General features: G+C 55.6%; 26 protein-coding genes. 12 read left to right on the top strand and 14 right to left on the bottom strand.

What is annotated here, in order from left to right:
- Positions 1–3: 3 nt before the first annotated feature.
- Positions 4–501 (top strand): LPS assembly lipoprotein LptE, encoded by a 498-nt coding sequence (gene lptE, locus RMQ97_RS00995; RefSeq protein WP_413658959.1) that lies wholly within the window; start codon positions 4–6, stop codon positions 499–501.
- Positions 498–1,544, top strand: a complete 1,047-nt coding sequence (gene holA, locus RMQ97_RS00990; protein ID WP_413658958.1) for a DNA polymerase III subunit delta — start codon at positions 498–500, stop codon at positions 1,542–1,544. Before lptE ends, holA begins: the two co-directional genes overlap by 4 nt.
- A 16-nt stretch (positions 1,545–1,560) precedes the next feature.
- On the opposite strand, the gene RMQ97_RS00985 is transcribed toward holA, so the two are convergent.
- The 7 genes from RMQ97_RS00985 to RMQ97_RS00955 all read right to left on the bottom strand — a co-directional run bounded on the left by RMQ97_RS00985 (position 1,561) and on the right by RMQ97_RS00955 (position 8,176).
- Entirely contained in the window at positions 1,561–2,478 is a 918-nt protein-coding gene (locus RMQ97_RS00985) for a ParB/RepB/Spo0J family partition protein (protein WP_413658957.1), read from the bottom strand.
- Positions 2,475–3,290, bottom strand: a complete 816-nt coding sequence (locus RMQ97_RS00980; RefSeq protein ID WP_413658956.1) for a ParA family protein — start codon at positions 3,288–3,290, stop codon at positions 2,475–2,477. The genes RMQ97_RS00985 and RMQ97_RS00980 overlap by 4 nt, the downstream gene beginning before the upstream one ends.
- Complete coding sequence (gene rsmG / locus RMQ97_RS00975) at positions 3,287–3,928, bottom strand: 16S rRNA (guanine(527)-N(7))-methyltransferase RsmG (protein WP_413658955.1); 642 nt, start codon at positions 3,926–3,928, stop codon at positions 3,287–3,289. The genes RMQ97_RS00980 and rsmG overlap by 4 nt, the downstream gene beginning before the upstream one ends.
- Positions 3,928–5,796 (bottom strand): tRNA uridine-5-carboxymethylaminomethyl(34) synthesis enzyme MnmG, encoded by a 1,869-nt coding sequence (gene mnmG / locus RMQ97_RS00970; RefSeq protein WP_413659567.1) that lies wholly within the window; start codon positions 5,794–5,796, stop codon positions 3,928–3,930. Before mnmG ends, rsmG begins: the two co-directional genes overlap by 1 nt.
- Positions 5,797–5,957: 161 nt before the next feature.
- The gene (gene mnmE / locus RMQ97_RS00965) at positions 5,958–7,274 is read right to left on the bottom strand and encodes a tRNA uridine-5-carboxymethylaminomethyl(34) synthesis GTPase MnmE (protein WP_413658954.1); all 1,317 of its coding nucleotides are present in this window, start codon (positions 7,272–7,274) and stop codon (positions 5,958–5,960) included.
- Between the two features lie 9 nt (positions 7,275–7,283).
- Positions 7,284–7,538, bottom strand: coding sequence for a DUF6489 family protein (locus RMQ97_RS00960; RefSeq protein WP_413658953.1), 255 nt, complete (start codon positions 7,536–7,538; stop codon positions 7,284–7,286).
- 17 nt (positions 7,539–7,555) lie between these two features.
- A complete protein-coding gene (locus RMQ97_RS00955; protein WP_413658952.1) occupies positions 7,556–8,176 on the bottom strand; it encodes a glutathione S-transferase family protein in 621 nt (206 codons plus the stop codon).
- A 92-nt stretch (positions 8,177–8,268) separates the two neighbouring features.
- Between RMQ97_RS00955 and RMQ97_RS00950 the strand changes: the two genes are divergently transcribed.
- Positions 8,269–9,168 carry a glycerophosphodiester phosphodiesterase family protein gene (locus RMQ97_RS00950; protein ID WP_413658951.1) on the top strand — a complete coding sequence of 300 codons (900 nt, stop codon included), beginning with the start codon at positions 8,269–8,271 and terminating at the stop codon, positions 9,166–9,168.
- Here RMQ97_RS00950 and rho read toward each other — a convergent pair.
- The 3 genes from rho to hemE form a co-directional block, all read right to left on the bottom strand.
- Positions 9,165–10,469, bottom strand: coding sequence for a transcription termination factor Rho (gene rho, locus RMQ97_RS00945; RefSeq protein ID WP_413658950.1), 1,305 nt, complete (start codon positions 10,467–10,469; stop codon positions 9,165–9,167). The two genes, RMQ97_RS00950 and rho, sit on opposite strands and share 4 nt — an antisense overlap.
- A 226-nt stretch (positions 10,470–10,695) precedes the next feature.
- Positions 10,696–11,157, bottom strand: coding sequence for a CopD family protein (locus RMQ97_RS00940; RefSeq protein ID WP_413658949.1), 462 nt, complete (start codon positions 11,155–11,157; stop codon positions 10,696–10,698).
- Positions 11,154–12,191 carry a uroporphyrinogen decarboxylase gene (hemE, locus tag RMQ97_RS00935; protein WP_413658948.1) on the bottom strand — a complete coding sequence of 346 codons (1,038 nt, stop codon included), beginning with the start codon at positions 12,189–12,191 and terminating at the stop codon, positions 11,154–11,156. The genes RMQ97_RS00940 and hemE overlap by 4 nt, the downstream gene beginning before the upstream one ends.
- Positions 12,192–12,622: 431 nt before the next feature.
- Here hemE and RMQ97_RS00930 point away from each other — a divergent pair, with 431 nt between their 5' ends.
- Genes RMQ97_RS00930 through dnaQ form a run of 5 tightly spaced genes read left to right on the top strand, consistent with a single transcriptional unit; the run spans position 12,623 to position 16,210 of the window.
- Positions 12,623–13,462 (top strand): pyruvate, water dikinase regulatory protein, encoded by an 840-nt coding sequence (locus RMQ97_RS00930; protein ID WP_413658947.1) that lies wholly within the window; start codon positions 12,623–12,625, stop codon positions 13,460–13,462.
- Positions 13,462–14,052: a Maf family protein gene (locus RMQ97_RS00925; protein ID WP_413658946.1), complete on the top strand. Its 591-nt coding sequence runs from the start codon at positions 13,462–13,464 to the stop codon at positions 14,050–14,052. The genes RMQ97_RS00930 and RMQ97_RS00925 overlap by 1 nt, the downstream gene beginning before the upstream one ends.
- Entirely contained in the window at positions 14,049–14,888 is an 840-nt protein-coding gene (gene aroE / locus RMQ97_RS00920; protein ID WP_413658945.1) for a shikimate dehydrogenase, read from the top strand. The genes RMQ97_RS00925 and aroE overlap by 4 nt, the downstream gene beginning before the upstream one ends.
- Positions 14,885–15,478: a dephospho-CoA kinase gene (gene coaE / locus RMQ97_RS00915; protein ID WP_413658944.1), complete on the top strand. Its 594-nt coding sequence runs from the start codon at positions 14,885–14,887 to the stop codon at positions 15,476–15,478. The genes aroE and coaE overlap by 4 nt, the downstream gene beginning before the upstream one ends.
- 30 nt (positions 15,479–15,508) lie before the next feature.
- A complete protein-coding gene (gene dnaQ, locus RMQ97_RS00910; RefSeq protein ID WP_413658943.1) occupies positions 15,509–16,210 on the top strand; it encodes a DNA polymerase III subunit epsilon in 702 nt (233 codons plus the stop codon).
- Between the two features lie 71 nt (positions 16,211–16,281).
- On the opposite strand, the gene secB is transcribed toward dnaQ, so the two are convergent.
- Positions 16,282–16,791 (bottom strand): protein-export chaperone SecB, encoded by a 510-nt coding sequence (gene secB / locus RMQ97_RS00905; RefSeq protein ID WP_413658942.1) that lies wholly within the window; start codon positions 16,789–16,791, stop codon positions 16,282–16,284.
- Positions 16,792–16,985: 194 nt separating this feature from the next.
- Between secB and RMQ97_RS00900 the strand changes: the two genes are divergently transcribed.
- The 3 genes from RMQ97_RS00900 (at position 16,986) to RMQ97_RS00890 (ending at position 19,431) form a co-directional block, all read left to right on the top strand.
- Positions 16,986–17,618, top strand: a complete 633-nt coding sequence (locus tag RMQ97_RS00900; protein ID WP_413658941.1) for a Tim44/TimA family putative adaptor protein — start codon at positions 16,986–16,988, stop codon at positions 17,616–17,618.
- Positions 17,619–17,913: 295 nt separating this feature from the next.
- On the top strand, positions 17,914–18,858 hold the full coding sequence (locus RMQ97_RS00895; protein ID WP_413658940.1) for a murein transglycosylase A: 945 nt from the start codon (positions 17,914–17,916) through the stop codon (positions 18,856–18,858).
- Between the two features lie 3 nt (positions 18,859–18,861).
- Positions 18,862–19,431 carry a Smr/MutS family protein gene (locus RMQ97_RS00890; protein WP_413658939.1) on the top strand — a complete coding sequence of 190 codons (570 nt, stop codon included), beginning with the start codon at positions 18,862–18,864 and terminating at the stop codon, positions 19,429–19,431.
- Positions 19,432–19,455: 24 nt separating this feature from the next.
- Here RMQ97_RS00890 and hslU read toward each other — a convergent pair whose 3' ends face one another.
- Positions 19,456–20,763 carry an ATP-dependent protease ATPase subunit HslU gene (hslU, locus tag RMQ97_RS00885; RefSeq protein WP_413658938.1) on the bottom strand — a complete coding sequence of 436 codons (1,308 nt, stop codon included), beginning with the start codon at positions 20,761–20,763 and terminating at the stop codon, positions 19,456–19,458.
- Between the two features lie 109 nt (positions 20,764–20,872).
- Between hslU and RMQ97_RS00880 the strand changes: the two genes are divergently transcribed.
- Complete coding sequence (locus RMQ97_RS00880) at positions 20,873–21,346, top strand: VOC family protein (protein WP_413658937.1); 474 nt, start codon at positions 20,873–20,875, stop codon at positions 21,344–21,346.
- Here RMQ97_RS00880 and RMQ97_RS00875 read toward each other — a convergent pair.
- The gene (locus tag RMQ97_RS00875) at positions 21,343–22,473 is read right to left on the bottom strand and encodes a serine hydrolase domain-containing protein (RefSeq protein ID WP_413658936.1); all 1,131 of its coding nucleotides are present in this window, start codon (positions 22,471–22,473) and stop codon (positions 21,343–21,345) included. The genes RMQ97_RS00880 and RMQ97_RS00875 overlap by 4 nt on opposite strands.
- Positions 22,474–22,587: 114 nt before the next feature.
- Entirely contained in the window at positions 22,588–23,163 is a 576-nt protein-coding gene (hslV, locus tag RMQ97_RS00870) for an ATP-dependent protease subunit HslV (RefSeq protein ID WP_413658935.1), read from the bottom strand.
- Between the last annotated feature and the right edge of the window lie 15 nt (positions 23,164–23,178).

Genomic DNA, 23,178 nt, shown 5'->3' with positions numbered 1-23,178 from the left:
CACATGGCCCTGTCACATCTAAAAGTCTGGAGCATTCTGGCTGCCTCGACCGTGTTGCTGGCCGGCTGTGGCTTCAAGCCGATGTACGGCGATGCGAGCTACACCGCTCAGCTACAAGATATTCGTGTTGAGACCGGTGAAACACGGGTCGACTATCTGCTCCAAGAGGCACTCCAGGACGAACTGGGTGCTCAAGCGGGCGAAGGTCGCTATCTTTTGGAAACGCTCACGGATCTAAACACAATTCGCCTGGGTGTCGGTGCAGATGATGTGGCGACCCGCTATGCCGTCCTTCTCCTTGTTGACTATCAGCTTGTAGACACCCAAACAGGTGATGCCGTTCTGGTCGGACGTGAGTCCGTGGAAGCGGCTTATAATGATCCACGCCAGGTTTATGGTGCCCTCACCGCCCAGCGGAGCGCGGAAGCCCAGGCGGCTCGTCAAGCGGCTGAACGTATTGCGCTCGATCTAGCCCGGGCCATTATTGACCAGTCCGAATGAAGGCCAGTCCACGCGACATCAACACAAAACTGACAAGGCCCGATCCTGCGATCCGGGCCTATCTTGTTTATGGACCTGACCGGGGACTTGTCCGTGAACGCGGCGAATTGCTCACCCAGTCTGTGTTGGACGATCCCAACGATCCCTTTGCCCTGACCTTGCTGACTGAAGATGATCTCAAGGCAGATCCAGCGGCATTGGCGGATGCCATGGTGGCGATGTCTCTCACGGGCGGGGCGCGGCTTGTCCGTGTTCGTCTGAATGGCGAAACTGGTAATGGACCTATTCTCGACTTCCTCAAGGAACTCGATACGGGAATGGTGACCAGCGAGGCGGTCATGCTGGTTGAGTCCGGTGATCTAACGCCTCGTGGCAAGTTGAGAAAAGGGTTTGAACCCTCCACAGTAGGATTGGCTGTTCCCTGTTATGCGGACAGCGCGCGAGACCTTTCGGACCTCGTCGATACAATGCTGAAAGAGGCCGGACTAACCCTCAACCCGACCGCACGCGAAGAGTGGCTACCTCGTCTTGAAGGGGATCGCGCGCTCGCTCGAAACGAAATCGAAAAACTGATCTTGTACATGGGTCCAGCGGAGACGCGAGATCGTCATGAAGTATCGCTGGAGGATATCGCGGAAATCGCGTCCGGCCTCGGAGATGCGGCGCTTGACGACATTATTGGACCGGTCTTCCTAGGTGATCTCCAGGCAGCCGACAGCGCCTATATGAGAGCCACAAGCTCAGGCACGAGTGAAGTTGCGATATTGCGAGCCCTCCAACGTCGCCTTGATCAGATCGGCGCAATCCACGCGTCAGGCGGACAAGAGCAAGCCGGCATGAGACTGGGAGCCCCTCGCTTCGGACCAGCCGCGACGGTGTTCAAGCAACACGTGCGCATCTGGCAGGGTCGAAAGCTTGAAATGGCCCGAAATCTCGTTTTTGAGGCTGAACGGATGGTGAAGCGCAGTGGCGCCCCCACGCCTGTCCTGGTTGGTAATCTCGTCCTCAGACTGGCGCGTGGAGCGGCTGTGAGAAGCCGCTAAATACTCCCAGCCGGGTCTAGTTACTCCCAAGTCGGCGACAGACGTCGTCCAATTGCTCAAGCGTCGAGTATGAAACGCGAATCTCGCCTCCCGACTTCCCATGCCGGATGTCGACAGTGAGACCCAGGCGATTTGTCAGATCGGATTCAAGCGCGCGTGTATCCGCATCCTTGGTTTCGGGAGCCCGGTTGGTTGCCGTCTTCGATTGTGTTCCGTCAGCGGCGCGCGCGAATTTTTCTGCTTCGCGAACCGAGAGACCCTCTTCGACAATTTTCAGTGCCAGCTCTACGCAATTGGGTGCCGTCGCGATCGCTCGCGCATGGCCGGCGGACAGAGCCCCATTAGCGACAAGCTCACGGACAGGTTCAGGCAGATTCAGGAGTCGAACCATATTCGCGATGTGAGAACGGCTTTTAGAGACGGCATTGGCGACGTCGGCCTGGGTATGTCCAAACTTTTCAATCAATTGCTGATAGGCATAGGCCTCTTCGATCGGGTTCAGATCTGCACGCTGTACATTTTCGACGATGCCAATTTCAAGCGTTTCTCGATCGGTAAGTTCCCGAACTAAAACAGGAATTTCATGAAGTCGAGCGCGCTGAGCCGCTCTCCAACGGCGCTCACCCGCAACGATTTCATAGCTTTCGCCTGAACGGTCAACTGGCCGAACCAGAATGGGTTGAACAACCCCTTTCTCCGCGATCGACTCTGTGAGCGCCGCGAGTTCATCGTCACCAATGGTTTTACGCGGTTGGTCAGGATTGGGTCGGATCCATTCAATTGGCAAAGACCGAACCGTCTGTCCAATGGCGCTATCAGGCTTTACCGGTTCTGGACTGTCATCCGGTTTGGCCGTTGCGGCCTCCACATCGGGCTCGCCCAGCAAGGCGGACAGTCCACGGCCGAGACGTTTGCTTTTTTCAGAGGGAGTCATGCAGGCTCATTTTCATTCTTAGATGTATCCGCACGTTCTTGTTGGACCACTTCTTTGGCCAGGCTGAGGTAAGCCTTCGAACCCGGGCAATGCAGATCATACAACAGAACAGGCTTGCCCATCGACGGGGCTTCAGACACCCGAACATTTCGCGGAATCATGGTTTGATAGACCTTGTCCCCGAAGAACTCCCGAACGTCCGCTGCGACTTCGCCTGACAAATTGTTACGGCTGTCATACATCGTCAGAACGACGCCCTGAATGGTGAGATTGGGATTGAGGTGATCCCGGACAAGATCCACCGTCCGCATCAATTGGGTCAGACCTTCAAGTGCGAAGAATTCACACTGGAGGGGGACCAGCACAGCATCAGATGCGGCCAGGGAGTTGACGGTCAGGACATTCAGTGATGGCGGACAATCGATGAGCACGTAGTCACATTGATCATCATTTGCCTCTAGCTCCTGTCGATAATCTGCCAGCGCCATCTTTAGGCGATAGGACCGACGTTGGTCATCTGCCAGATTGAGTTCGGCTCCTGAGAGCTCCACATCCGACGGAACGATTGACAGGCCGGGCACCGAGGTCTGAATTACTGCACTGGACAGTCGGTCATCCCCTAGCAGCACATCATAGGATGTACAGGTTCTCTCCGCCTTGGGTACGCCCAATCCGGTGGAGGCATTGCCCTGAGGGTCGAGATCGAGGATCACGACTTTCTGGCCAATGGCCGCAAGCGCTGTGCCGAGATTAATGGCGGTTGTGGTTTTGCCCACTCCGCCTTTCTGATTGGCGATCGCAATCGTTTTCACCGATTGGTTCCCTTACTGCTGCATCGGCGAACCTGCGCGAGTTTGAGCACAACGCCATCACCGGTCTGACTGGGTATGACTTCCACATCGAATGTCCAGTTTTTCCGGGCTTCGGTCAATTCGTCCTCGTACATTCTACCCTTGGGAAACACCCCGATTGCCCCGTTTTTCAACAGCGGGGCCGCAAAGCCCAATAATTTATTCAAGGGGGCGAAGGCGCGCGCTGTGACAAGATCATACCCTTCAGCCGGATCGAGTGTTTCAACGCGCACAGAGCGGGCATCCGCCTGGAGGTCCAGAGCTCGAATGACTTCACGCAAAAACGTCACTTTTTTGCCCACGGAGTCGACCATGGTAATCGGGCAGTCCTGCCCTCTGTCCCTAAACGCCAAAGCCAGAGCAATTGCAGGAAATCCAGCACCCGATCCCAGATCAACCATGCGGTGACGGTCGTGCGGAATCAGCTCTGCAAGTCGCCAGCTATCATAGGCATGGCGTTCCCAGAACTGATCGAGCGTATGGCGACTGACCAGATTGGTGTGCTCGCTCCAGCGAACAAGCGTGTCTTGCCAAAGCTGATAGGCGTCCAGTGTTTCACGTGAAACACCCGTGGCAGACGCAAAGGCTTTGCGATCCATTACCCGGTCTCTTTCTGTCGACGCTTGATGTGAGCCAGCACGGCAGTCAACGCTCCTGGTGTGACGCCCTCGATGCGAGACGCCTGACCCAGAGTCTCTGGTCGAGCCCGCTCGAGTTTTTCACGTCCCTCATTCGACAAGCCGCCTACCTCTCCATAGTTGAAGTCTACTGGGATCCGGATGGCTTCATCTCGCCGGAAGGCGACAATATCCGCCTGTTGCCGCTCCAGATACCCAGCATAGAGGGCATCGATCTCGACCTGCTCCGCAATGTCTTCCGGGACGTCGGCCAGATCTGGCCAGATCCGTGTGACATCGGCCCATTGGATGTCAGGATAGGCCAGCAGCTCGCCAATGGACCGGCGTTTGCCGTCTTCATTGACCTTGAGACCATGCTTGCGCGCTTCGGGCGGCGTCAGCTGCAATGTCTGAACCCGCTCTCGTGTCCAGGTGAGCGCGTCCATCTTCTCGACAAACGCGATTTCTCTTCGGCTCGAAACAAGACCGTGCTGGACGCCGATCGGAGTCAGTCTTTGATCTGCGTTATCTGCACGAAGGGTCAGTCGGTACTCGGCCCGTGACGTGAACATGCGATAAGGCTCAGAGACCCCCCGCGTGACCAGATCATCGATCATCACACCGATATAGGCGTCAGAACGGCTGAGAATGATCGCATCCTGACCCCCGGCCGCCCTAGCCGCATTCCAACCGGCCATCACACCCTGAGCGGCGGCTTCCTCATATCCTGTCGTTCCGTTGATCTGACCGGCCAGATATAGACCGGGCAAGCGGCGCACCTGGAGATCCGGTCCAAGCTCTCGTGGATCGACATAGTCGTATTCAATCGCGTAGCCATAACGCTTCACAACAACGTCTTCCAGACCCGGGATACTCTCCAGGAAGGCCTGCTGGACACGATCAGGCAGGGAGGTCGAAATGCCGTTGGGATAGACAGTATCGTCATCCAGGCCTTCCGGCTCCAGAAACACCTGATGCGAGGTCCGATCGGCAAAACGGACGACCTTGTCCTCGATCGACGGACAATAACGCGGCCCACGTCCGGAAATCGCCCCACCATAAACCGCCGAGTGATGGAGATTGTCCTCGATGATCCTGTGCGTGGCTTCATTGGTATAGGTAATGCCGCAGGCGATTTGCGGCACGGTGATTTTTGGTGTCAGAAAAGAAAACGGTATCGGCTGATCGTCCGCGGCCTGCATCTCCAATGCATCCCAATGAATAGACGCTTTGGACAGCCGCGCCGGCGTGCCGGTTTTCAGACGACCCATGTCCAGGCCCAAGGCATACAACCGCTCACCCAGCGCTTGCGCGGGCTTCTCACCAAACCGGCCGGCCGGAATACGCTGCTCACCCCGGTGGATGACACCACGCAAAAACGTGCCCGTCGTCAGGACGACGGCGGCAGCCCGATAGGCCTTGCCATCTTCTGTGATGACACCGACGCACTGCCCATCCGATACAATCAAATCATCCACGGCGCCTTCCAGGATGGTGAGATTATCGGTCCGATTCAACTCGTTTTGCATGGCCTCCCGATAAAGCTTCCGGTCCGATTGCGTTCGAGGACCACGGACCGCAGGACCTTTTGAACGGTTTAGAAGACGAAACTGAATACCGGAGGCATCTGCAATACGCCCCATTATGCCGTCCAGAGCATCGACTTCGCGAACGAGATGGCCCTTTCCCAGCCCACCAATCGCAGGGTTACACGACATCTCGCCGATGGTTTCGAGCTTGTGGGTCAAGAGCAGGGTTTGAGCACCCGTACGCGCCGAAGCGGCGGCTGCGTCGCAGCCCGCATGTCCCCCACCGATAATGATCACATCCCACCGGGATGTTTCAGACATGTCCATGTTAGATATCCTCTCGTACCGGGCGTGCGCGATACGCAGCAACGCCTTTCAGGCACGGTCATCGTCAGGCGGGGTAGATAGTGCTTTTAGCGGGAAATGTCGAGCGTGCGAGACGGATCACTCATCCAGGATGTTTCACGTGAAACACGTCGACACTATTTTCCGATACAGAACTGGCTGAACACGCGATCCAGAACATCCTCAACGTCAACCCGACCGGTGAGACTTTCCAGCGCTCTGACGGCCAAACGCGCATCTTCACCCGCCAATTCAGGCGCGTCGGCCAACATGGTACGCGCTCGCACCAGTGCGTCCCGGGCAGACTGAACAGAACGCCTATGACGGGCCCGGCTTAAGGCTGGAGTTTCACGCGCTGACAGACGATCAACAACAATTTGTTCGATACGGGCTTCCAGGGCATCAAGTCCCTCACCGGACTTGGCACTCAGACCGAGAGCACCGTCCAGCGGTGCGCCAGGGGCCAGATCCAGCTTGTTGATCACAGCCAGGTCCGTATCCTTCAAACGTCCGCGTAAATCCTCCAGATCGGCCAGACGTCGCGCATCCACAACACCGATGCGAAGGTCCGCATGGTCTGCTCGGTCGAGAGCGCGACGGACGCCCTCTGCTTCGATGGCATCCACGGCATCACGCAAACCTGCTGTATCGGACACCACAACCGGGAACCCCCCCATCACCAAACGTACTTCGACAATATCGCGAGTGGTCCCGGGCGTATCAGTGACAATCGCCGCGTCCCGTCTGGCCAGACGGTTCAACAGACTGGATTTGCCGGCATTGGGTGCGCCAATCAGAACGATCGAAAAACCGGTTCTGACACGTTCACCGCGACGATCATCGTCAAGATGGTCCGACATGGACTCGATCAGTTGAGACAAGGGCTCCCAGGCTTGATGCGATTGATCATCGGGAACATCGGCTTCATCCGGAAAATCAATCTCGCCTTCGATAGCCGCGAGGGTCGCTACCAGATCCTCACGCCAGGACTCGTACACCCGGCGCAAGCTCCCTGACAACTGAGCGAGCGCTTGTTGTCTCTGCGCGCTGGTTTCTGCATCGATCAGGTCAGCCAGCCCCTCTGCCTCTGTCAGATCAAGTTTGCCATTCTCGAAGGCCCGACGCGTAAACTCACCAGCTTCAGCCGGTCTGGTCCCCAAAACGACAAGTGCCTCACTGGCTGCCGAGAGAATCGCTGAGCCGCCATGAAGATGAAGCTCTACACAGTCCTCACCCGTAAAACTGGATGGACCGGGAAAAACCAGAACCAGGCCCTGGTCGAAGACTTCTCCGTTTTCGGTCTGGAAGCGTCTCAATCCCGCCTGTCGCGGCTTTGGTAAAGCGCCCACCACCAATCGCTGACTAATCGACAAGGCATCTGGACCAGACAATCGGATGACAGCGACACCGGATCGACCCGGGGGTGTGGCCAGCGCAAATATAGTATCCGCCATTTCGATGGATTATTCCGACTTTTCGCCGGCACTTCCGGCCTGACGCATCATAGACATAAACTGATCCGTCATCTGGCCGCTGAAATGCGTACCGAACTGGGTCCACTGACGCATAAGAACATCTGGATCCAGCTGGGCGAGGTTATCCTCCATCCGTTTTCTAACGGCTTCGGTCATCATCTCGTTGATCGACGATACATCCGGCAGGCCCAGGGCACTACGGGCCTCTTCGGGTGTACATTCAATATCGAGTTTGATTTTCATGTCGGAACTCCCAAGCCTCAGGATGAGGCGACAATCCACGCGTCGCGAGAAGACAGACGATCAAAATACGCTTTCACGGCGGGTGGGGCCATATCAAATTTGCGGATTAGTTTGAGCAGCAAAAACATGTAACCCACACAAATATCGGCCGCACTGAACGCATTGCCAATCAGATACTCTTCCCCTTTCAAGCCATGCTCGCCGATAAACTCGAGCAATTTAAGCGTCTCCTGCTCTGCCCAATGGGCAAGGCCCGGATTGCGGTGCGCCTCCGGCAATATTGCTGTATGTGCCAGCAGCAGATTGACCGGCATCGACATGCTGGCCTCGCTAAAATGAATCCACTGCAGGAAAGGCCCATAATCTTCACTTTGACTATCTGGCGCCAGCGAAGATGGTCCAAAGCGGGCAAGAATGTATTCCACCATCGCCGTTGACTCGATCATGGTCATAGAGCCATGCCGCAAAGCGGGTATCTTTCGAAGCGGGTGGATACGGGCATAATTTTCATCCCCGGCGGGACGACGATCAAAAGCGACCGGCTCGAGCGTGTAGGGAAGCTTCATTTCTTCGAGCAGCCATCGCACACGAACCGAACGCGTTCGAGGCGCATGATAGAGCACCAATTCTTCCGTCATCACCTATCCCCTTCTGATTTATCGTATTGTTGCTGTCATGATGGCCACCTAGTGTCCCGCTATCTTAAAGCTCCCATCACGGACATCCAGACATGCGTTATCTCATTTCACTCTCGGCTCTCGCCGTTATGGCTTGCTCACCCACACAACAAGCCACTGATCCGGTCGAAGAATCCACTACGAACGCATTAGCTGAGACTTTCAACTGTATCCGCAACAATGACTATTCTGTTCTGGCAGCACACCGCGCGGGACCGGCTCCAGGCTATGCAGAAAACGCTTTGTCGACGATTGCCTACTCCGCTGAACGCGGCGCCTTGTTTGCTGAGATTGATGTGGCCAAGACCTCCGATGGTGTCTTCTTCCTGATCCATGATGACACTTTAGACCGCACGACCAACGGAACAGGCGAATGGCAAGATCAAACTTGGGATCAGATCAACACATTCCAGCTTGTCGACCAAAATGGCGTGGAGCTCGATGAAACCCTGCCCACCCTGGAAGACGCTCTTCGTGTTTCACGTGAAACAGGTATTTTGCTGAATATCGATCTTAAAGGCATTACACCGTCGGAAATCGTTGAAGAAGTCGAACGACATGACGCTATAAGCCGTGTGAGCTTCATTGCTTACACCGTGGACCAGGCCGCAGAATACTACGCTGCGAACGAGGACGTTTTTCTATCCGTACCGGACCGACTAGAAGAGATCAGTGCGATTGGTATCCCGAACGAGAACTATTATGTCTGGCTGGGGGTCAATCGCATCAATGCAGACCGCGATGCGGAACTTGAACGCCAGGAGATCGAAGCCTCTGCAGGCCTGTTCCGTTTCAACCACTCAGAAGACGCGTATCGAAATGCTAAGTCCGCGGGTCTCGAAATCCTGTCGATCGATGATGTGACCCTGGCCTCCACAGCTCTTGGCGGAGCGGCCGTTCTTCAGTCTGAAGCCGATACGTGTGCCGCTTGGCGACACGACGCAACCCGTTAGGTGTTCATAGAATCGAAGAATTCGTCATTCGTCTTGGTTTGACGCAATTTATCGAGCAGGAACTCGATCGCATCCTGGGCCCCCATCGGGTTCAGGATGCGGCGAAGGATATACATCTTCTGAAGCTGGGCACGATCAACGAGGAGCTCTTCCTTACGTGTACCAGACTTGAGAATATCAATCGCCGGGAAGACGCGTTTATCGGCGACCTTGCGATCAAGCACGACCTCCGAGTTACCCGTACCCTTGAATTCCTCAAAGATGACTTCATCCATCTTGCTGCCGGTATCGATCAGTGCGGTCGCGATAATCGACAATGACCCACCGTGTTCGATATTGCGGGCTGCACCGAAGAAACGCTTCGGTCGTTGCAGCGCATTGGCATCCACTCCACCCGTCAGAACTTTGCCTGAGCTTGGAACAACCGTGTTGTAAGCCCGACCCAGACGCGTGATAGAGTCCAACAAAATCACAACATCGCGGCCGTGTTCCACCAGACGCTTCGCCTTCTCGATCACCATCTCAGCGACCTGGACATGGCGCGTGGCAGGTTCATCAAACGTCGATGAAATCACTTCTCCCCGGACCGTACGCTGCATGTCCGTCACTTCTTCAGGACGTTCATCGATCAACAGCACCATCAAATAACAATCGGGATGATTGGTCTCGATCGCGTGCGCGATATTTTGCAACAGAACCGTCTTACCCGTACGCGGCGGCGCAACGATAAGACCGCGCTGACCTTTGCCAAGAGGTGAGACAATATCAATAACGCGACCCGACCGATCTTTGATTGTCGGATTCGGGTTCTCCATCACGAAACGCTGGTCCGGATAAAGCGGGGTCAGATTGTCGAAATGGACTTTGTGACGGGCCCGTTCCGGATCCTCGAAATTAATCGAGTTGACTTTCAACAGCGCAAAATAGCGTTCACCGTCACGCGGGCTGCGAATTTCACCTTCCACAGTATCACCAGTCCGAAGACCGAACTTCCGGATCTGTGTCGGTGATACATAGATATCGTCAGGACCGGCGAGGTAATTGGATTCTGGAGACCGTAGGAACCCAAATCCGTCCTGGAGAACCTCCAGAACGCCGCCGCCATGAATTTCAACATCGCGTTCAGCGAGAGCCTTCAGGATCGCGAACATCATACCTTGTTTGCGCAAGGATGATGCATTCTCGATTTCAAGCGCTTCCGCAAACTCGAGGAGTTCAGTCGGCTTCTTCTCTTTCAGATCCTGCAGAGTCATTTTCTGCAGTCCGTCCAGCAAAGCAGGCGTTGCGGTTTCTTCGGTCATTGTGAGTTTAATCCGGACAGGCCCATCCCGAGGGTGATGCTGAACGCAGAAGCAAGACCGATGCCGTTTCATAGGCATCATCCACTCTCAGGCGGACAGAATCGCTATCCAGACAGGACAGCCACGATCAGGGGTATAATGGGATTCGCAAGAAGGAATTGCGATTGAGGTGCCATGTCCACCCCAATTGGTCAAGCGATTATGCAGGCCCTACAGCAAGATAAGCCTAACGTACTGCAACCGTTGCGATTAAGACAATAAAGATAGCGAGCAAAGCGGGAACCTCATTGAGGATCCGGTAACGGCGTTGAGACCAGTCATTGCTTCCATTCAAAAAACGTTTTCGGCGCGCTGCGTAAACGTGATGGATACCGGTCATCGCGATAATCAGTACAAATTTGGCACCCCAGGCCCATCCGCCCAGGACGGCCCAGCCGCCAGCGCGTTCGATATTGGACCAGATAAGCAGAAGACCAAACACCCAGGTCGCGATCATCGCCGGATTCATGATGAGCTGGAGAAGGCGCCTCTCCTGGTCTCGTAGAGTGAGATCCAGCTCACCCTCTGGCACAGCATCACAGTGATACACAAACAAGCGTGGCAAATAGAGTAGACCGGCCATCCAGGCGATCACTGACAGGATGTGTAAACCTCTCAACCAGTCATAGGCCGCGGCTGCCAGCATCATACGTCTCCGTCACGGATCAAATGAAGCAATTGTTCGACATGAGATACCGGAACATCCGGCGTGATACCATGCCCAAGATTGAAAATATGCGGATGTCCTGACCAGGCAGCCCGCAGTCGTCGCACTTCAGAATCGAGCGCGGTTCCTCCAGCTCTCAAAGCAGAAGGGTCCAAATGCCCTTGAACAGGAAAACCTTCTGGTAACTGAGATCTCATCCAGGCCGGATCCACACCCGTATCCAGCGCCATGCCTGTAATTCCCGTTGCTTCAGCATAGAACGGATACAGCGTCGATGCACCACGCGGAAAACCAATGACGGGACAATCCACACCGCGTGCCCTTAGCCCATCGACGATACGTTTGGTGGGTCGAATGATCACCCGTTCAAACAGAGGCCGGGGCAAACCTTCCGCCCAGCTATCGAACAGTTTCAGACACTCAGCGCCCGCCTGATACTGCATCTCCAGATAGTCGATAGTGGCATCAGCGATACGATCCATGAAAGCGTCAAACGCTTCTGGATGTTCCCATGCGGATACCCGTGTTTTGAACCGGTCCTTGGAGCCACCGCCCTCAACCATATAGGTCGCGACAGTCCACGGAGAGCCCGCAAAGCCAATCATCGTCACATGATCAGGCAAAGAGGCGCTGACACGCCGAACTGTCTCCCCCACATTCCCCAAGACCTCAGTTGAACGCCCCTCGAGCAAGCTCTCAAAGTTCAAAGGATCGAAAGGTTCAAGCTTTGGGCCCTCTCCCGTCACAAACCAGACCTTTCGGCCAAGCGCGATCGGTATCAACAGAATATCAGCGAACAATATAGAGGCGTCAAAACCAAACCGACGGATAGGTTGAAGTGTCACCTCCGTTGCCAGATCGGGAGACAGACAGAATTGTACAAAATTCTCAGCCTTAGCCCTCACCTCTCGATATTCCGAAAGATATCGGCCGGCCTGTCTCATGAGCCACACGGGCGGTGTGTCCAGGGCTTGTCCTGAAAGCACTTGAAGGAAGGGTTTCGCGGTCTCGGTCATGATCCGTTATCTCTCTTTTATCCCGAGCCTCTTCTCTGACTTCTAATCTTTAGAATCTTAGGGAGTCGGAGTCGTTGGGGTGTGAAATGTGGGTATGACTGTTTTTACCCCGACAATTCACGGCTGTAAGCTTTTTCAACAGAGACAAAACGCCGCCATTCAGAACCGGGGAAAGACCAATATTAATAGATATTTTTCAATCCTCTAGTGAAGTGAAATTAGCGATTAGACCTGTGGATTTCCTGACAAAACCCCCACATTTCCCGCCAAATCCACAGCTAGATCCACAGAAACACGGGCTGTGGATTAAATCGTGAGTAGTTCTGGGTAGGACCGGACTTTCTCACAGGCAGACATTCAAAAACTTGGGCTTGGGGAAAACAGGCAGACTTGTTAACACTCTGTTAACACCTGAAAGGCTTCTCACAGATATGGCCGATACCAGCACACAGTCCTTCGAAACCTGTTTTCACGTCCATATGGTCTCCGATTCCACCGGTGAGACACTTATGGAAGTCATGCGTGCCTCTGTGGCACAGTTCGAAGGCACAAACCCCCTCGAACATTTATACGCCCTGGTGCGTTCAACCCGACAGATGGACAGGGTTCTCAAGGAGATTGAGTCCTATCCCGGCATTGTGATGTACACGGTGGTCAATACCGAATTGAGACGTCAGCTCGAGACGCATTGCGCGAATATCGGCATCCCTGCAATTGCCGTGCTGGACCCGATGTTGGCAACACTGTCATCTTATCTCGGAACGCCTGTAGCCAGTCGGGCTGGTGCGCAGAGGGGTCTGGATGCTGAATATTATGGCCGTATCGATGCGCTGAACTATGCCATGGCTCATGATGATGGTGCGGGTGAGCATTATGAGATGGCCGACATCATCCTTCTGGGTGTTAGTCGAACCTCCAAAACTCCGACAAGCATCTATCTGGCACATCGCGGATATCGTGCCGCAAATATCCCACTGGTCCCCAACGTCGAAGTTCCAACACACATTTTCGATCTGGATGGTCCGGTCATCGTGGGACTTACTGCGTCCCCGGAAAGAATTGTTCAGATACGACGCAATCGCCTGCTCAGCCTGCATGAAGATCGCGATACAGAATATGTGGATGACTTTTCCGTGCGTGAAGAAATTCTATATGCCAAAAGGCTTTACGCAAAACATGGCTTGCCCTCGATCGATGTGACACGTCGGTCGATCGAAGAAACAGCCGCAAAGATTATCAATATGCTCAACGAGCGGAAAAACCGGTCCTGATGTCTGAACTCATATTGGCTTCTGGAAGCCAGATTCGCCGCGACATCCTTTTGCGCGCGGCTGTTCCCTTCTCTGTCAGCAAGGCTCGTGTCGATGAACAGGCGCTCAAGGATCAAAATGATCATCTGACACCTGCTGACATGGCGTTGTTTCTGGGCAAGCAAAAAGCCCTGGATGTTAGTAAACGTCACGCGGATCGACTGGTGTTGGGCGCTGACCAAACCATGGAACTGGATGGACAGCTTCTCGACAAACTACCCGACGCGTCCTTGGCCGCTGATCGACTGAGATCCATGCGAGGCCGGGCGCATAATCTTCACTCTGGTTTGGCACTTGCACGCAATGGGGACATTGTTTGGTCGCATGCACAGACTTCGACCCTGCATGTTCGACAATTTTCCGATGAATTCCTGGATTTTTACCTCCAGACCGCCGGAGAGGAATTGACCCTAGCCGTCGGCGCCTATGCGTATGAAGCGCTGGGAGCACAATTATTTGATAGCGTGGAGGGTGATTATTATGCCGTATTGGGATTACCGCTTTCACCCTTGCTTTCAGCTCTGCGAGATTTTGGGATCTGTTTAAGATGAGACAACCGGATAACCAGCACGCCGCGGTGACCGGCTATCCTGTCTCTCACTCCCTCTCTCCCCTGATCATGTCGCAATGGATTAATGCGGCAGGTCTCGACGCTGTTTACGATAAGATCGAAATCCCTCCGAACGATGCAGCTCAATCTTTCCAGACACACGCTCGTTCGGGCATGGTGGGTGTCAACGTCACCATGCCGCACAAAGAGCTGGCATTGGATATCGCACACAGCGTCACAGACCGGGCGCGTCGCGTAGGGGCAGCGAACCGGCTCGTATTCCGCAACGGTGAAATTCACGCCGATAACACAGATGTTCCCGGTTATCAGGCCGGCCTTCAAGACGCAGGCATTGCGGACCGACCGGATTCGGTTCTGATCCTTGGGGCCGGCGGCGCGGCACGAGCAATCATGTGCAGCTATCTTGAGGCCGGGGTGGATCGCATTCTGATCTCCAATCGTACGCGTGAACGCGCTGTGACTCTGGCGAAGGATTTATGCCCCAACGCCGAGATTATCGATTGGGATAACCGATCGGACGCCGCCCGGACCGTCGGTCACGTTGTAAATGTCACGGCGCTTGGACTGAACGGCAAAGGAGAGTTGGGGATCGATTTTAGCGCGGTCCGGTCTGACCTTGTGGTCATTGACACAGTATACGCGCCTTTGAACACGCGCTTTCTACAGGCGGCTCATTCCTCGGGTCTTAGAACTGTTGATGGATTGCGAATGCTGGTCGGACAGGCGCGGCCCAGTTTTGAAGCCTTTTTCGGGGTTTCTGTGCCTCAATTGGACCCACGACCAGCGCTGATTGAGGCCCTGGGAGAACAGGCGTGATTATTCTCGGACTCACCGGCGGCATCGGGATGGGTAAATCCACGACCGCTGGTTTGTTCAGCGAACGAGGTATTCCTGTTTTTGATAGTGATGCTGAGGTCCATGCTCTTTATCTGCCCGGGGAAGCGGGAAGCCGGCAGATCGGAGCTTGGCGCCCGGACTGTCTCGACGTAAACGGAGGTGTTGATCGAGCCCGACTGTCTGAACACCTCAACCGTCATCCTGAAGATTTCAAACAGTTGGAAGAGATCATTCATCCGCTAGTGACCCAGCGGCGAGACGACTTTTTGGCGAAAGCCAAACATGAAGGGCATCAGATTGTTATTTTCGATATCCCGCTCTTGTTTGAAACCGGAGCAGATGCCTTGGTTGACCGCATTGTCGTGGTCTCGGCTGAAGATAGTATACGCCGCAAACGTGTTCTCGCTCGACCCGGGATGACTGGAGAGAAGCTTGACACGATAATCAGCCGGCAGAGCAATGATGAATTCAAGCGCTCAAAAGCTGACTATATCATCGACACTGATCGGGGTGTGGACCATGCCCGCAAACAGGTCGACACTTTGCTGGAAGCTCTACTGAATAGCTGAAAACGCCAGGAAAGCCAAAGGTCTGGACACATGCGCGAAATTGTCTTTGATACGGAAACAACGGGCCTCGAAGCTCGAATGGGAGACCGGGTGACAGAGATTGGCTGTGTTGAGGTTATTGATTGTATTCCGACCGGCCGAACCTTCCATGCCTATGTCAATCCACAACGCTCGATTCCGGCTGAAGTTGTAGAGGTAACCGGCCTCACCACAGAATTTCTCGCTGACAAACCTCTGTTTGAGGAGGTTGCTCAGGATTTCATCGACTTTGTCGGTGACGCCGTAATGGTCGCTCATAATGCGCCATTCGACATGGGTTTCATTAACATGGAGATGGAGCGTCTCGGGAAACCTGTCTATCCAGAGGAACGGTTCAAGGATACAGCCCGCATGGCGCGGGAAATGTTCCCAGGAGCCTTCGTGTCGCTTGATGCCCTGTGTAAACGTTTCGATATCTCGTTGGAAACCCGAGAGAAACACGGCGCTCTGATTGATAGTTTTCTTTTGGCTGAAGTCTATCTGGAGTTAACAGGTGGTCGGACGCGCGCTCTGGACCTGTCAGGGCGCGGATCGGCGAACACAGGACCTGTTGAGTTTCCTCCCCGTCAGACACGCGCTCAACCGCTACCCTCTCGTGTTCGAGACACAGAAGCTGAGGCACATGCGGAGTTTATCGCCGACCTTGGCGAGACCCCGATTTGGGCTGAGCTGGACTCCAAAACACAGCACTGAAAATAAGAGACACAAAAAAACCGGCCACTCTCAAAGAGAGGCCGGTCTTTAGCTGTTGAACAGGATCTGTATCAGTTCGCCGTGGACGGGTCAGCTGTTCCGTTCGGCTCCTGGCCTTGTGCCGCGGCCTGGCGTTTCGCCAGCTGTTGACGATAAAGGCCGGCAAAATCGACCGGATCCAGCATCAGCGGCGGGAAGCCACCTTCTTGTGTGGTATCAGCCAGAACCTTGCGTGCGTAGGGGAAGATCAAACGCGGACATTCGATCAGCAGCATGGCTTCACGTTCCGGATCCGCGAAGCCCGTCATCTGGAACAGACCCGCATAGGCCAGTTCGACGATGAAGATCACATTGTCCTCACGCGTTGCGCGTGCTTCGACGTTCAGCATCACTTCATAGACGTCCGGCTGCACCGAACGAGCCTGGACATCGAATGACAGGTCAATAGCCGGCGCTGCAGCACCCGCGCGCAACGTATCCGGCGCGCCTGGATTTTCGAAAGACAGGTCCTTCACATACTGACGCAGGATTGTCAGCTGGGGTTGTTGGGGCTGGTTCGGCGTAGCAGGCGCGTCGGTCATGACAATTCCTGTCGGAAGAGACTGTTAAAAACGATAAGCCGTGAGTTTTCCACGGCAAGCGGGCCGGGTAGCATGCGGGGCTTGTCTGGGCAAGCGCAGCGCTGAAGCTGACAAGGCTGACGCCACGAGCAAATAGCACTATATCAACACGTGCTATTTCTAATGACAGTGCATCAATCAGGATTTTTGACCGCATGGATCTGTTCAGCATTCTTATCTTTGCCGCTGTTGCGGTGTTCTTTGCCGTCAAACTCTACTCGGTGCTGGGCCGCCACGAAGGCCATATGGAGCCGCCGACGGAGGCACCGTCCCCGACCCTTGATACCTCACCCAAGCCCGTCGATCCCGATCCGGTTCTTGCCCAATGGGACGCCTCCGCCATTTCTGGTCTTGAAGACATTGCACGCCATGACATGCGGTTTGACCCCCAGGGTTTTGTCCAAGGCGCCAAATCCGCTTATGCGACGATTGTGGAGGCCTTCGCCAAGGGTGATCGGCAAACTTTGAAAACCCTCCTGTCCGAAAAGGTTTACACGGCTTATGTCACAGCCATCGAAGCGCGCGAGGCACGTGGCGAAGATCTGTTGACCGTCATAGAACACATCGACAAGGCACACATCACCGCAGCAGAGAAGAGCGGGAACACAGCACGTGTCACTGTCGAGTTTGCGGCGCAAATCGGAACGGAAACTCGAAATGATCAAGGTGAGGCCATCTCTGGCGATCTGGACCGTTTGAGCAAGGTTCACGAAGCTTGGGTGTTTGAACGCGATCTAACGTCTACGGATCCAAACTGGGTACTCACCCGTGTTACATCGCTCGCTTGATTCGGCATTCGCAACCGCGTTTCTGTGCCTGTTAACAGCATGTTCAGCGCCGGACCCGGTTGAAGATCCACCGATTGAGGTGGAAGCCCCGCGTGACATCGCTGCGCCTACAGGTCTTCAGCTCACACCGATATTCTGGGATGAGGTCCCTGGTTGGGACAACGCTCAACTTGAACCGGCCATCCAAGCCTTCAGGCGGCAATGCGCGCTCTGGCGATCCCGATCGGAGGATACGCACCTGAATGTTCAGGCACCCTGGAGTGGCCGTGTCTCCGATTGGTTGCCTGTCTGTGATGTGTTGAATGATACGCCGGCAGGTGAAGATCCGTCGGGCTATCGTGTCATGGTCGAACAGGCGTTTACGCCCCTGGTGGTGGAGGCTCGTCTTGAGGATGACACGCTTCGTTCAACGGGCATGCTGACGGGCTATTATGAGCCCTATGTGGATGTTCGGGAGCAACCGGATATGGTGTTCTCGCACCCCGTACGCGCGCGACCTGATGATCTGATCAGCGTCAATCTCGGGGATTTTTTTGAAGACCTCTCCGGCCGTCGATTGAACGGACGAGCGGAAAACGGGCGATTGGTGCACTATCATGATCGCTCGGAAATCGAGGCGGGTGATCACGGAGAGGTCTTGGCCTGGGGTCGTCCGATTGATGTTTTTTTTCTGCAGATCCAGGGATCAGGTCGGCTGGTTTTTGAAAATGGCGATCAGATTCGGGCTGCCTTTTCGGCACACAATGATCTGCCCTATCGTTCGATCGGTCGTGAACTGATCCGGCGCGGTGAATTGCGCCGTCATGAAGCCTCCAAACAGGGCATTGAAGCCTGGTTGAATGAGCAAAGCGAAGACGCTGTGGCGGACCTGTTCGCCCACAATCCCCGTTACGTCTGGTTTGGACTTGAAAACATTGACGACCCCCAGCTGGGTCCACGTGGTGCGCCGGGCTTGGCCCTGACTCCCATGGCATCCATGGCGGTTGACCCCGCCTTTCATCCCTATGGATTGCCAATATGGCTCCAGGCAGATCTGCCCGATTTTCCGGACTGGAACGGCCTGGTAATTGCGCAGGATACGGGTGGAGCGATCCGGGGGCCCTTGCGGGGCGATTTTTTCTGGGGCTGGGGCGAGACAGAGGAACGCCGAGCCGGTACAACGCGCTCCGACGCCCGCTGGATCATCCTTTTGCCTCAACCTCTGGCCCAGCAAATTCTGGACAGCATTCCACCGGCTTGACCCATGACACGCAAGCGCGACCTCGATCCGGAAGAAAAATCGCTGTGGAACCGGATTGCACGGTCCGTGAACCCGCTACGAAAGCCAAGAGCTCGCCTTCAGAACCTGAACAGGGACGGCGCGGAGACGGCGGGCGAGGCTGACATCCCGAAGACCAAGCCGGCCATGACGTTGAAACCGCCAGATCCGGCCGTTCACCGCAAACCGGGTGTTCCGGTTGATCGTGGATCGGAAAAGAAGATGCGTCGGGGTCAGGTGGAGATCGACAGTCGAATTGATTTGCATGGCATGACCCAGGCCCAGGCGCGTCCGGCCCTTGAAGGATTTCTTCGGGCGGCTCATGGCCGGGGAGAAAAAACCGTCCTGGTGATTACAGGAAAGGGTCTGACCCTCGACAAGGATGAGGATCTGGCGGCGTTCTGGGAAAAGCGCGAAGCGCCAGGTGTGCTCAAGCGCCGCTTGCCGGAGTGGCTGAGATCACCCCAGATGACAGGTATAGTCAGTGGGTTTGCTCAAGCGCATCTCCGACACGGCGGCAGCGGTGCGTTTTATGTCACTTTGAGGCGGCGTTAGACCGCCCAGCACCTCAAACGCGATCTAGAGGATAAACTTGGACAGATCCGTATTAGCTGCCAGTTCTCCGACATGGTCGCGCACATAGGCCTGATCGATCCGGATGGTCTCGCCATCCCGATCAGAGGCTGAGAAGGACACATCCTCCACCAATTTTTCCATAATGGTCTGAAGACGCCGGGCTCCGATGTTTTCAACTGTGGCGTTCACATCTGCGGCCAGTTCAGCGATGGCATCAATGGCATCATCGGTGAAATCCAGCGTCACCCCTTCGGTCGCCATCAAGGCGATGTACTGCTTGATCAGGCTGGCTTCCGGCTCGGTGAGAATGCGGCGGAAATCTTCACGTGTCAGGGCTTTGAGCTCGACGCGGATCGGCAGCCGACCCTGCAATTCTGGCAGGAGATCGGACGGTTTGGCGACATGGAAGGCACCGGAGGCGATGAAGAGGATGTGATCGGTGCGAACCGGACCATGTTTGGTCGACACAGTCGTGCCTTCGATCAGCGGAAGAAGGTCGCGTTGGACCCCTTCTCGGGAGACATCCCCGCCTCGGGCGTCTGACCGGGCTGCGATTTTGTCGATCTCGTCCAGGAAAACAATTCCGTCATTCTCAACCTTGGCGATGGCCTCGGCCGCAATCTGGGCATCATCGATCAGTTTGTCGGCTTCTTCATTGATCAGCGGCTCATAGGCTTCGCGAACCTTCATCCGTACGGATTTTGTCCGTCCACCCATACCCTTGCCAAAGATGTCTGACAGATTGAGGACGCCGGCCCCGCCTTGGGGCATGCCCGGAATGTCCAGCATCTGCATTGGAGAGCTGGTGTCGGACATCTGGATATCGATGTCTTTGTCATCCAGCTCGCCATCTCTTAGGCGTTTACGGAAACTGTCGCGTGTAGACGCAGAGGCTGTCTCTCCGACCAGGGCATCGAGAACCCGCTCTTCCGCGGCAGAATGGGCCTTGGCTTTCACATCATCACGACGTTTGTCGCGGACCAGATGGATAGCAGCCTCAACCAGATCACGCGCAATCTGATCCACATCCCGGCCAACATACCCCACCTCGGTGAATTTGGTTGCCTCGATCTTGAGAAACGGCGCCTGGGCCAGTTTGGCGAGGCGGCGGGAAATCTCCGTCTTGCCGACACCCGTTGGCCCGATCATCAGAATATTTTTCGGTGTGACTTCGTCCGCGAGATCCGATTCCAGCTGACGCCGCCGCCAGCGATTGCGCAGGGCGATGGCTACGGCTTTCTTGGCATCGGCCTGGCCGATAATGAACCGGTCGAGTTCGGATACGATTTCCCGGGGCGAAAAGTCTGTCATCTGTTTCCCGTCTGGGCTTGCGGTCATGAGGTCTATACCCTTCATGTAATAACCCGGTGATGACACGACCAGACCTGAAAGGCAGAGACGCCGCATGACACCTGCTGACATGATCGATTTGACAGGCATTGGATCAGGACCGACATCCACGCCGAAACACGGCCAACGGCCCCGCTTCCATCTGGCTTTTCCGGTCCATGACCTGGCGGCGGCTCGGGCTTTCTATGCCGGTCTCATGGCTTGCCCTGAAGGTCGGTCTTCATCCAGCTGGATTGATTTTGATCTGTTCGGGCACCAGATCGTCGCGCATCTGGCGCCGGACGAGTGCATGCCAGCCGATACGAGCTCGGTTGACGGAAAGTCAGTCCCGGTTCGACATTTTGGCCTGATCCTGGAGTGGCAGGAATGGGAGGCCCTGGCCGAGCGATTCCGACGGGCCGGCACTCCCTTTGTGATCGAACCCTATGTCCGGTTTCAGGGCCAGCCGGGCGAACAGGGCACGTTCTTCGTCCGCGATCCGTCAGGCAACGCTCTGGAGTTCAAAACGTTTCGCGACATCGATGCGCATGTGTTTGCGCGCTAGTCCTCGGGCGTGCTGACAAGGCCTGCGAGTTCCACGGTCAGCTCGGCCAGCTCACTATAGGCCACCGCATTATTGCTGAGCACGATAATGATCGTCTCACTGTCGGGAAGAAGTGTCAGCATGCTGGTATGTCCAACCAGGCGGCCATTATAGGTTTGAAGGGTGATCGGGGTGTCGGCGTGTTCGACCGGCAGTTGCGCGAGGGTCCAGGCCATCGGGCGATCCACATCCAGCATGATGTCTGAACTGTCTGTGTCCAGCAGGTCACCATCCATGATCGCCTCCCCCCAGCGTTGCAGATCACGGGCGTTGGACGAGAGGCTTGCGGTTGCACGGAACACGGCGGGATTCACAATCTCAATCCGCTCGTATTCGCCATTATCGGTTGGAAGGTAGTTGTGAGCCAGGCCTACACGGCCTTGCGTCTCATAGATCTGGCCGGTGGACGTCAGGTCCAGGGGTTCCAGAAGGGTTTGCGCGAGGTGGTCCTCATAGGTTTGGCCCGTGGCCCGATCGAGTATGAGGCCTACAAGATAAAAGTTCGAATTGGAGTAGAGATAGTCTGACCCGGGTTCAAACTGGAGCGGCAAGTCCGACAGAGTGTTCAGAAGGTGATCCGGCGTGTAGGCGGCCTTGCCTTGCGGCGTGAACCAGTCCGGCAAGTCGATGTAGTGCGGGATGCCACTGCGGTTCTGCAACAGGTGACGCACAGTGACGACATCGGCATAGGGCGCGTCATATTCGGGCAACCAGTCAGACAGGGTGTCATCGAGAGAGAGCTGCCCTGCCTCCACGGCCTGCAGCGCCAGTACGGTGGTGAAGGTCTTGCTCAGTGACGCAATGGCGAAGCGTGATTGCGCTGTGATGGGTGTGCCGGTGTCGCGATCCGCCAATCCCGTGTTGAGCTCATAGACTGTCTCGCCAGCGCGGGAGATCAGAACCTGACCACTGAATTGCGTGGAATTGACCCAGGTCTCGACCGAGTCTGCAAGGGTGTGGGCGACAGCGTCTTCTGTCGTCAGATTCTGCGGGCCGACTTGCTCAAGGGCGGACACCGAGACCAATCCTGAACCGGCCAGTACTAGAGCGCAGGCAGCAGCAAATTGAAAACGGTCTGAAAAACGCATGGAAGCCTCCCGACGAGCGAGGCGGGACCATAGAAGTGGTCATGATCGCCTGATTTTACCGCCGTATTACATTTCCATCATGGTTGTTCGGCGACGTCATCGGGATGTGCCGGATCAGGATCCGATGATCTCAACTGTCAGATTATCGTTTGTGTACACACAGATCTTGGCCGCGATGGCCATGGATTTGAGCGCAATCTGCTCGGGATCATCCTCGTACTCGAAGATTGCCCGCGCTGCCGAGAGCGCATAATTCCCGCCCGATCCAACAGCCACGATACCGTCTTCCGGTTCCAGAACATCGCCGGCACCGGTGAGCAGGAAGGTCGACTCGGCATCTGCGACAATGAGCATGGCATCGAGACGGCGCATGTATTTATCAGTCCGCCAATCCTTGGCGAGATCCACACAGGCGCGTGTCAGCTGTGACGGGTATTGTTCGAGCTTGGCTTCGAGACGTTCAAACAGCGCAAACGCATCAGCCGTGGACCCGGCGAAACCGGCAATCACACGCCCACCGGCCAGGCGACGGACTTTCTTGGCATTGCCTTTCATCACGGTGGGTCCAATGGAGACCTGTCCATCACCCGCGAGAACGAGTTTGCCATTCTTGCGGACGGCGAGAATGGTTGTGCCGCGCCAGGCGGATGCATCCGTGTAGGACGGGATTTCGTGGTCGGCCGCGTTCATATCTCTCTCCCAGAT

This window comes from Maricaulis sp. D1M11 (assembly GCF_047308265.1).
Classification (GTDB): domain Bacteria; phylum Pseudomonadota; class Alphaproteobacteria; order Caulobacterales; family Maricaulaceae; genus Maricaulis.
Note: the sequence above shows the minus strand (reverse complement) of the source record. Positions and strands in the feature narration are given on the sequence as shown.

Coding starts and splice junctions, on each gene's coding strand:
- mnmG (WP_413659567.1), bottom strand. CDS start 5,796: ATGTCTGAAACATCCCGGTGGGATGTGATCATTATCGGTGGGGGACAT.
- aroE (WP_413658945.1), top strand. CDS start 14,049: ATGAGACAACCGGATAACCAGCACGCCGCGGTGACCGGCTATCCTGTC.
- dnaQ (WP_413658943.1), top strand. CDS start 15,509: ATGCGCGAAATTGTCTTTGATACGGAAACAACGGGCCTCGAAGCTCGA.
- RMQ97_RS00900 (WP_413658941.1), top strand. CDS start 16,986: ATGGATCTGTTCAGCATTCTTATCTTTGCCGCTGTTGCGGTGTTCTTT.
- RMQ97_RS00880 (WP_413658937.1), top strand. CDS start 20,873: ATGATCGATTTGACAGGCATTGGATCAGGACCGACATCCACGCCGAAA.
- RMQ97_RS00930 (WP_413658947.1), top strand. CDS start 12,623: ATGGCCGATACCAGCACACAGTCCTTCGAAACCTGTTTTCACGTCCAT.
- rsmG (WP_413658955.1), bottom strand. CDS start 3,928: ATGGATCGCAAAGCCTTTGCGTCTGCCACGGGTGTTTCACGTGAAACA.
- RMQ97_RS00950 (WP_413658951.1), top strand. CDS start 8,269: ATGCGTTATCTCATTTCACTCTCGGCTCTCGCCGTTATGGCTTGCTCA.
- holA (WP_413658958.1), top strand. CDS start 498: ATGAAGGCCAGTCCACGCGACATCAACACAAAACTGACAAGGCCCGAT.
- mnmE (WP_413658954.1), bottom strand. CDS start 7,274: ATGGCGGATACTATATTTGCGCTGGCCACACCCCCGGGTCGATCCGGT.
- secB (WP_413658942.1), bottom strand. CDS start 16,791: ATGACCGACGCGCCTGCTACGCCGAACCAGCCCCAACAACCCCAGCTG.
- RMQ97_RS00890 (WP_413658939.1), top strand. CDS start 18,862: ATGACACGCAAGCGCGACCTCGATCCGGAAGAAAAATCGCTGTGGAAC.
- RMQ97_RS00940 (WP_413658949.1), bottom strand. CDS start 11,157: ATGATGCTGGCAGCCGCGGCCTATGACTGGTTGAGAGGTTTACACATC.
- RMQ97_RS00875 (WP_413658936.1), bottom strand. CDS start 22,473: ATGCGTTTTTCAGACCGTTTTCAATTTGCTGCTGCCTGCGCTCTAGTA.
- hslV (WP_413658935.1), bottom strand. CDS start 23,163: ATGAACGCGGCCGACCACGAAATCCCGTCCTACACGGATGCATCCGCC.
- RMQ97_RS00955 (WP_413658952.1), bottom strand. CDS start 8,176: ATGACGGAAGAATTGGTGCTCTATCATGCGCCTCGAACGCGTTCGGTT.
- hslU (WP_413658938.1), bottom strand. CDS start 20,763: ATGACAGACTTTTCGCCCCGGGAAATCGTATCCGAACTCGACCGGTTC.
- RMQ97_RS00925 (WP_413658946.1), top strand. CDS start 13,462: ATGTCTGAACTCATATTGGCTTCTGGAAGCCAGATTCGCCGCGACATC.
- rho (WP_413658950.1), bottom strand. CDS start 10,469: ATGACCGAAGAAACCGCAACGCCTGCTTTGCTGGACGGACTGCAGAAA.
- hemE (WP_413658948.1), bottom strand. CDS start 12,191: ATGACCGAGACCGCGAAACCCTTCCTTCAAGTGCTTTCAGGACAAGCC.
- lptE (WP_413658959.1), top strand. CDS start 4: ATGGCCCTGTCACATCTAAAAGTCTGGAGCATTCTGGCTGCCTCGACC.
- RMQ97_RS00985 (WP_413658957.1), bottom strand. CDS start 2,478: ATGACTCCCTCTGAAAAAAGCAAACGTCTCGGCCGTGGACTGTCCGCC.
- RMQ97_RS00960 (WP_413658953.1), bottom strand. CDS start 7,538: ATGAAAATCAAACTCGATATTGAATGTACACCCGAAGAGGCCCGTAGT.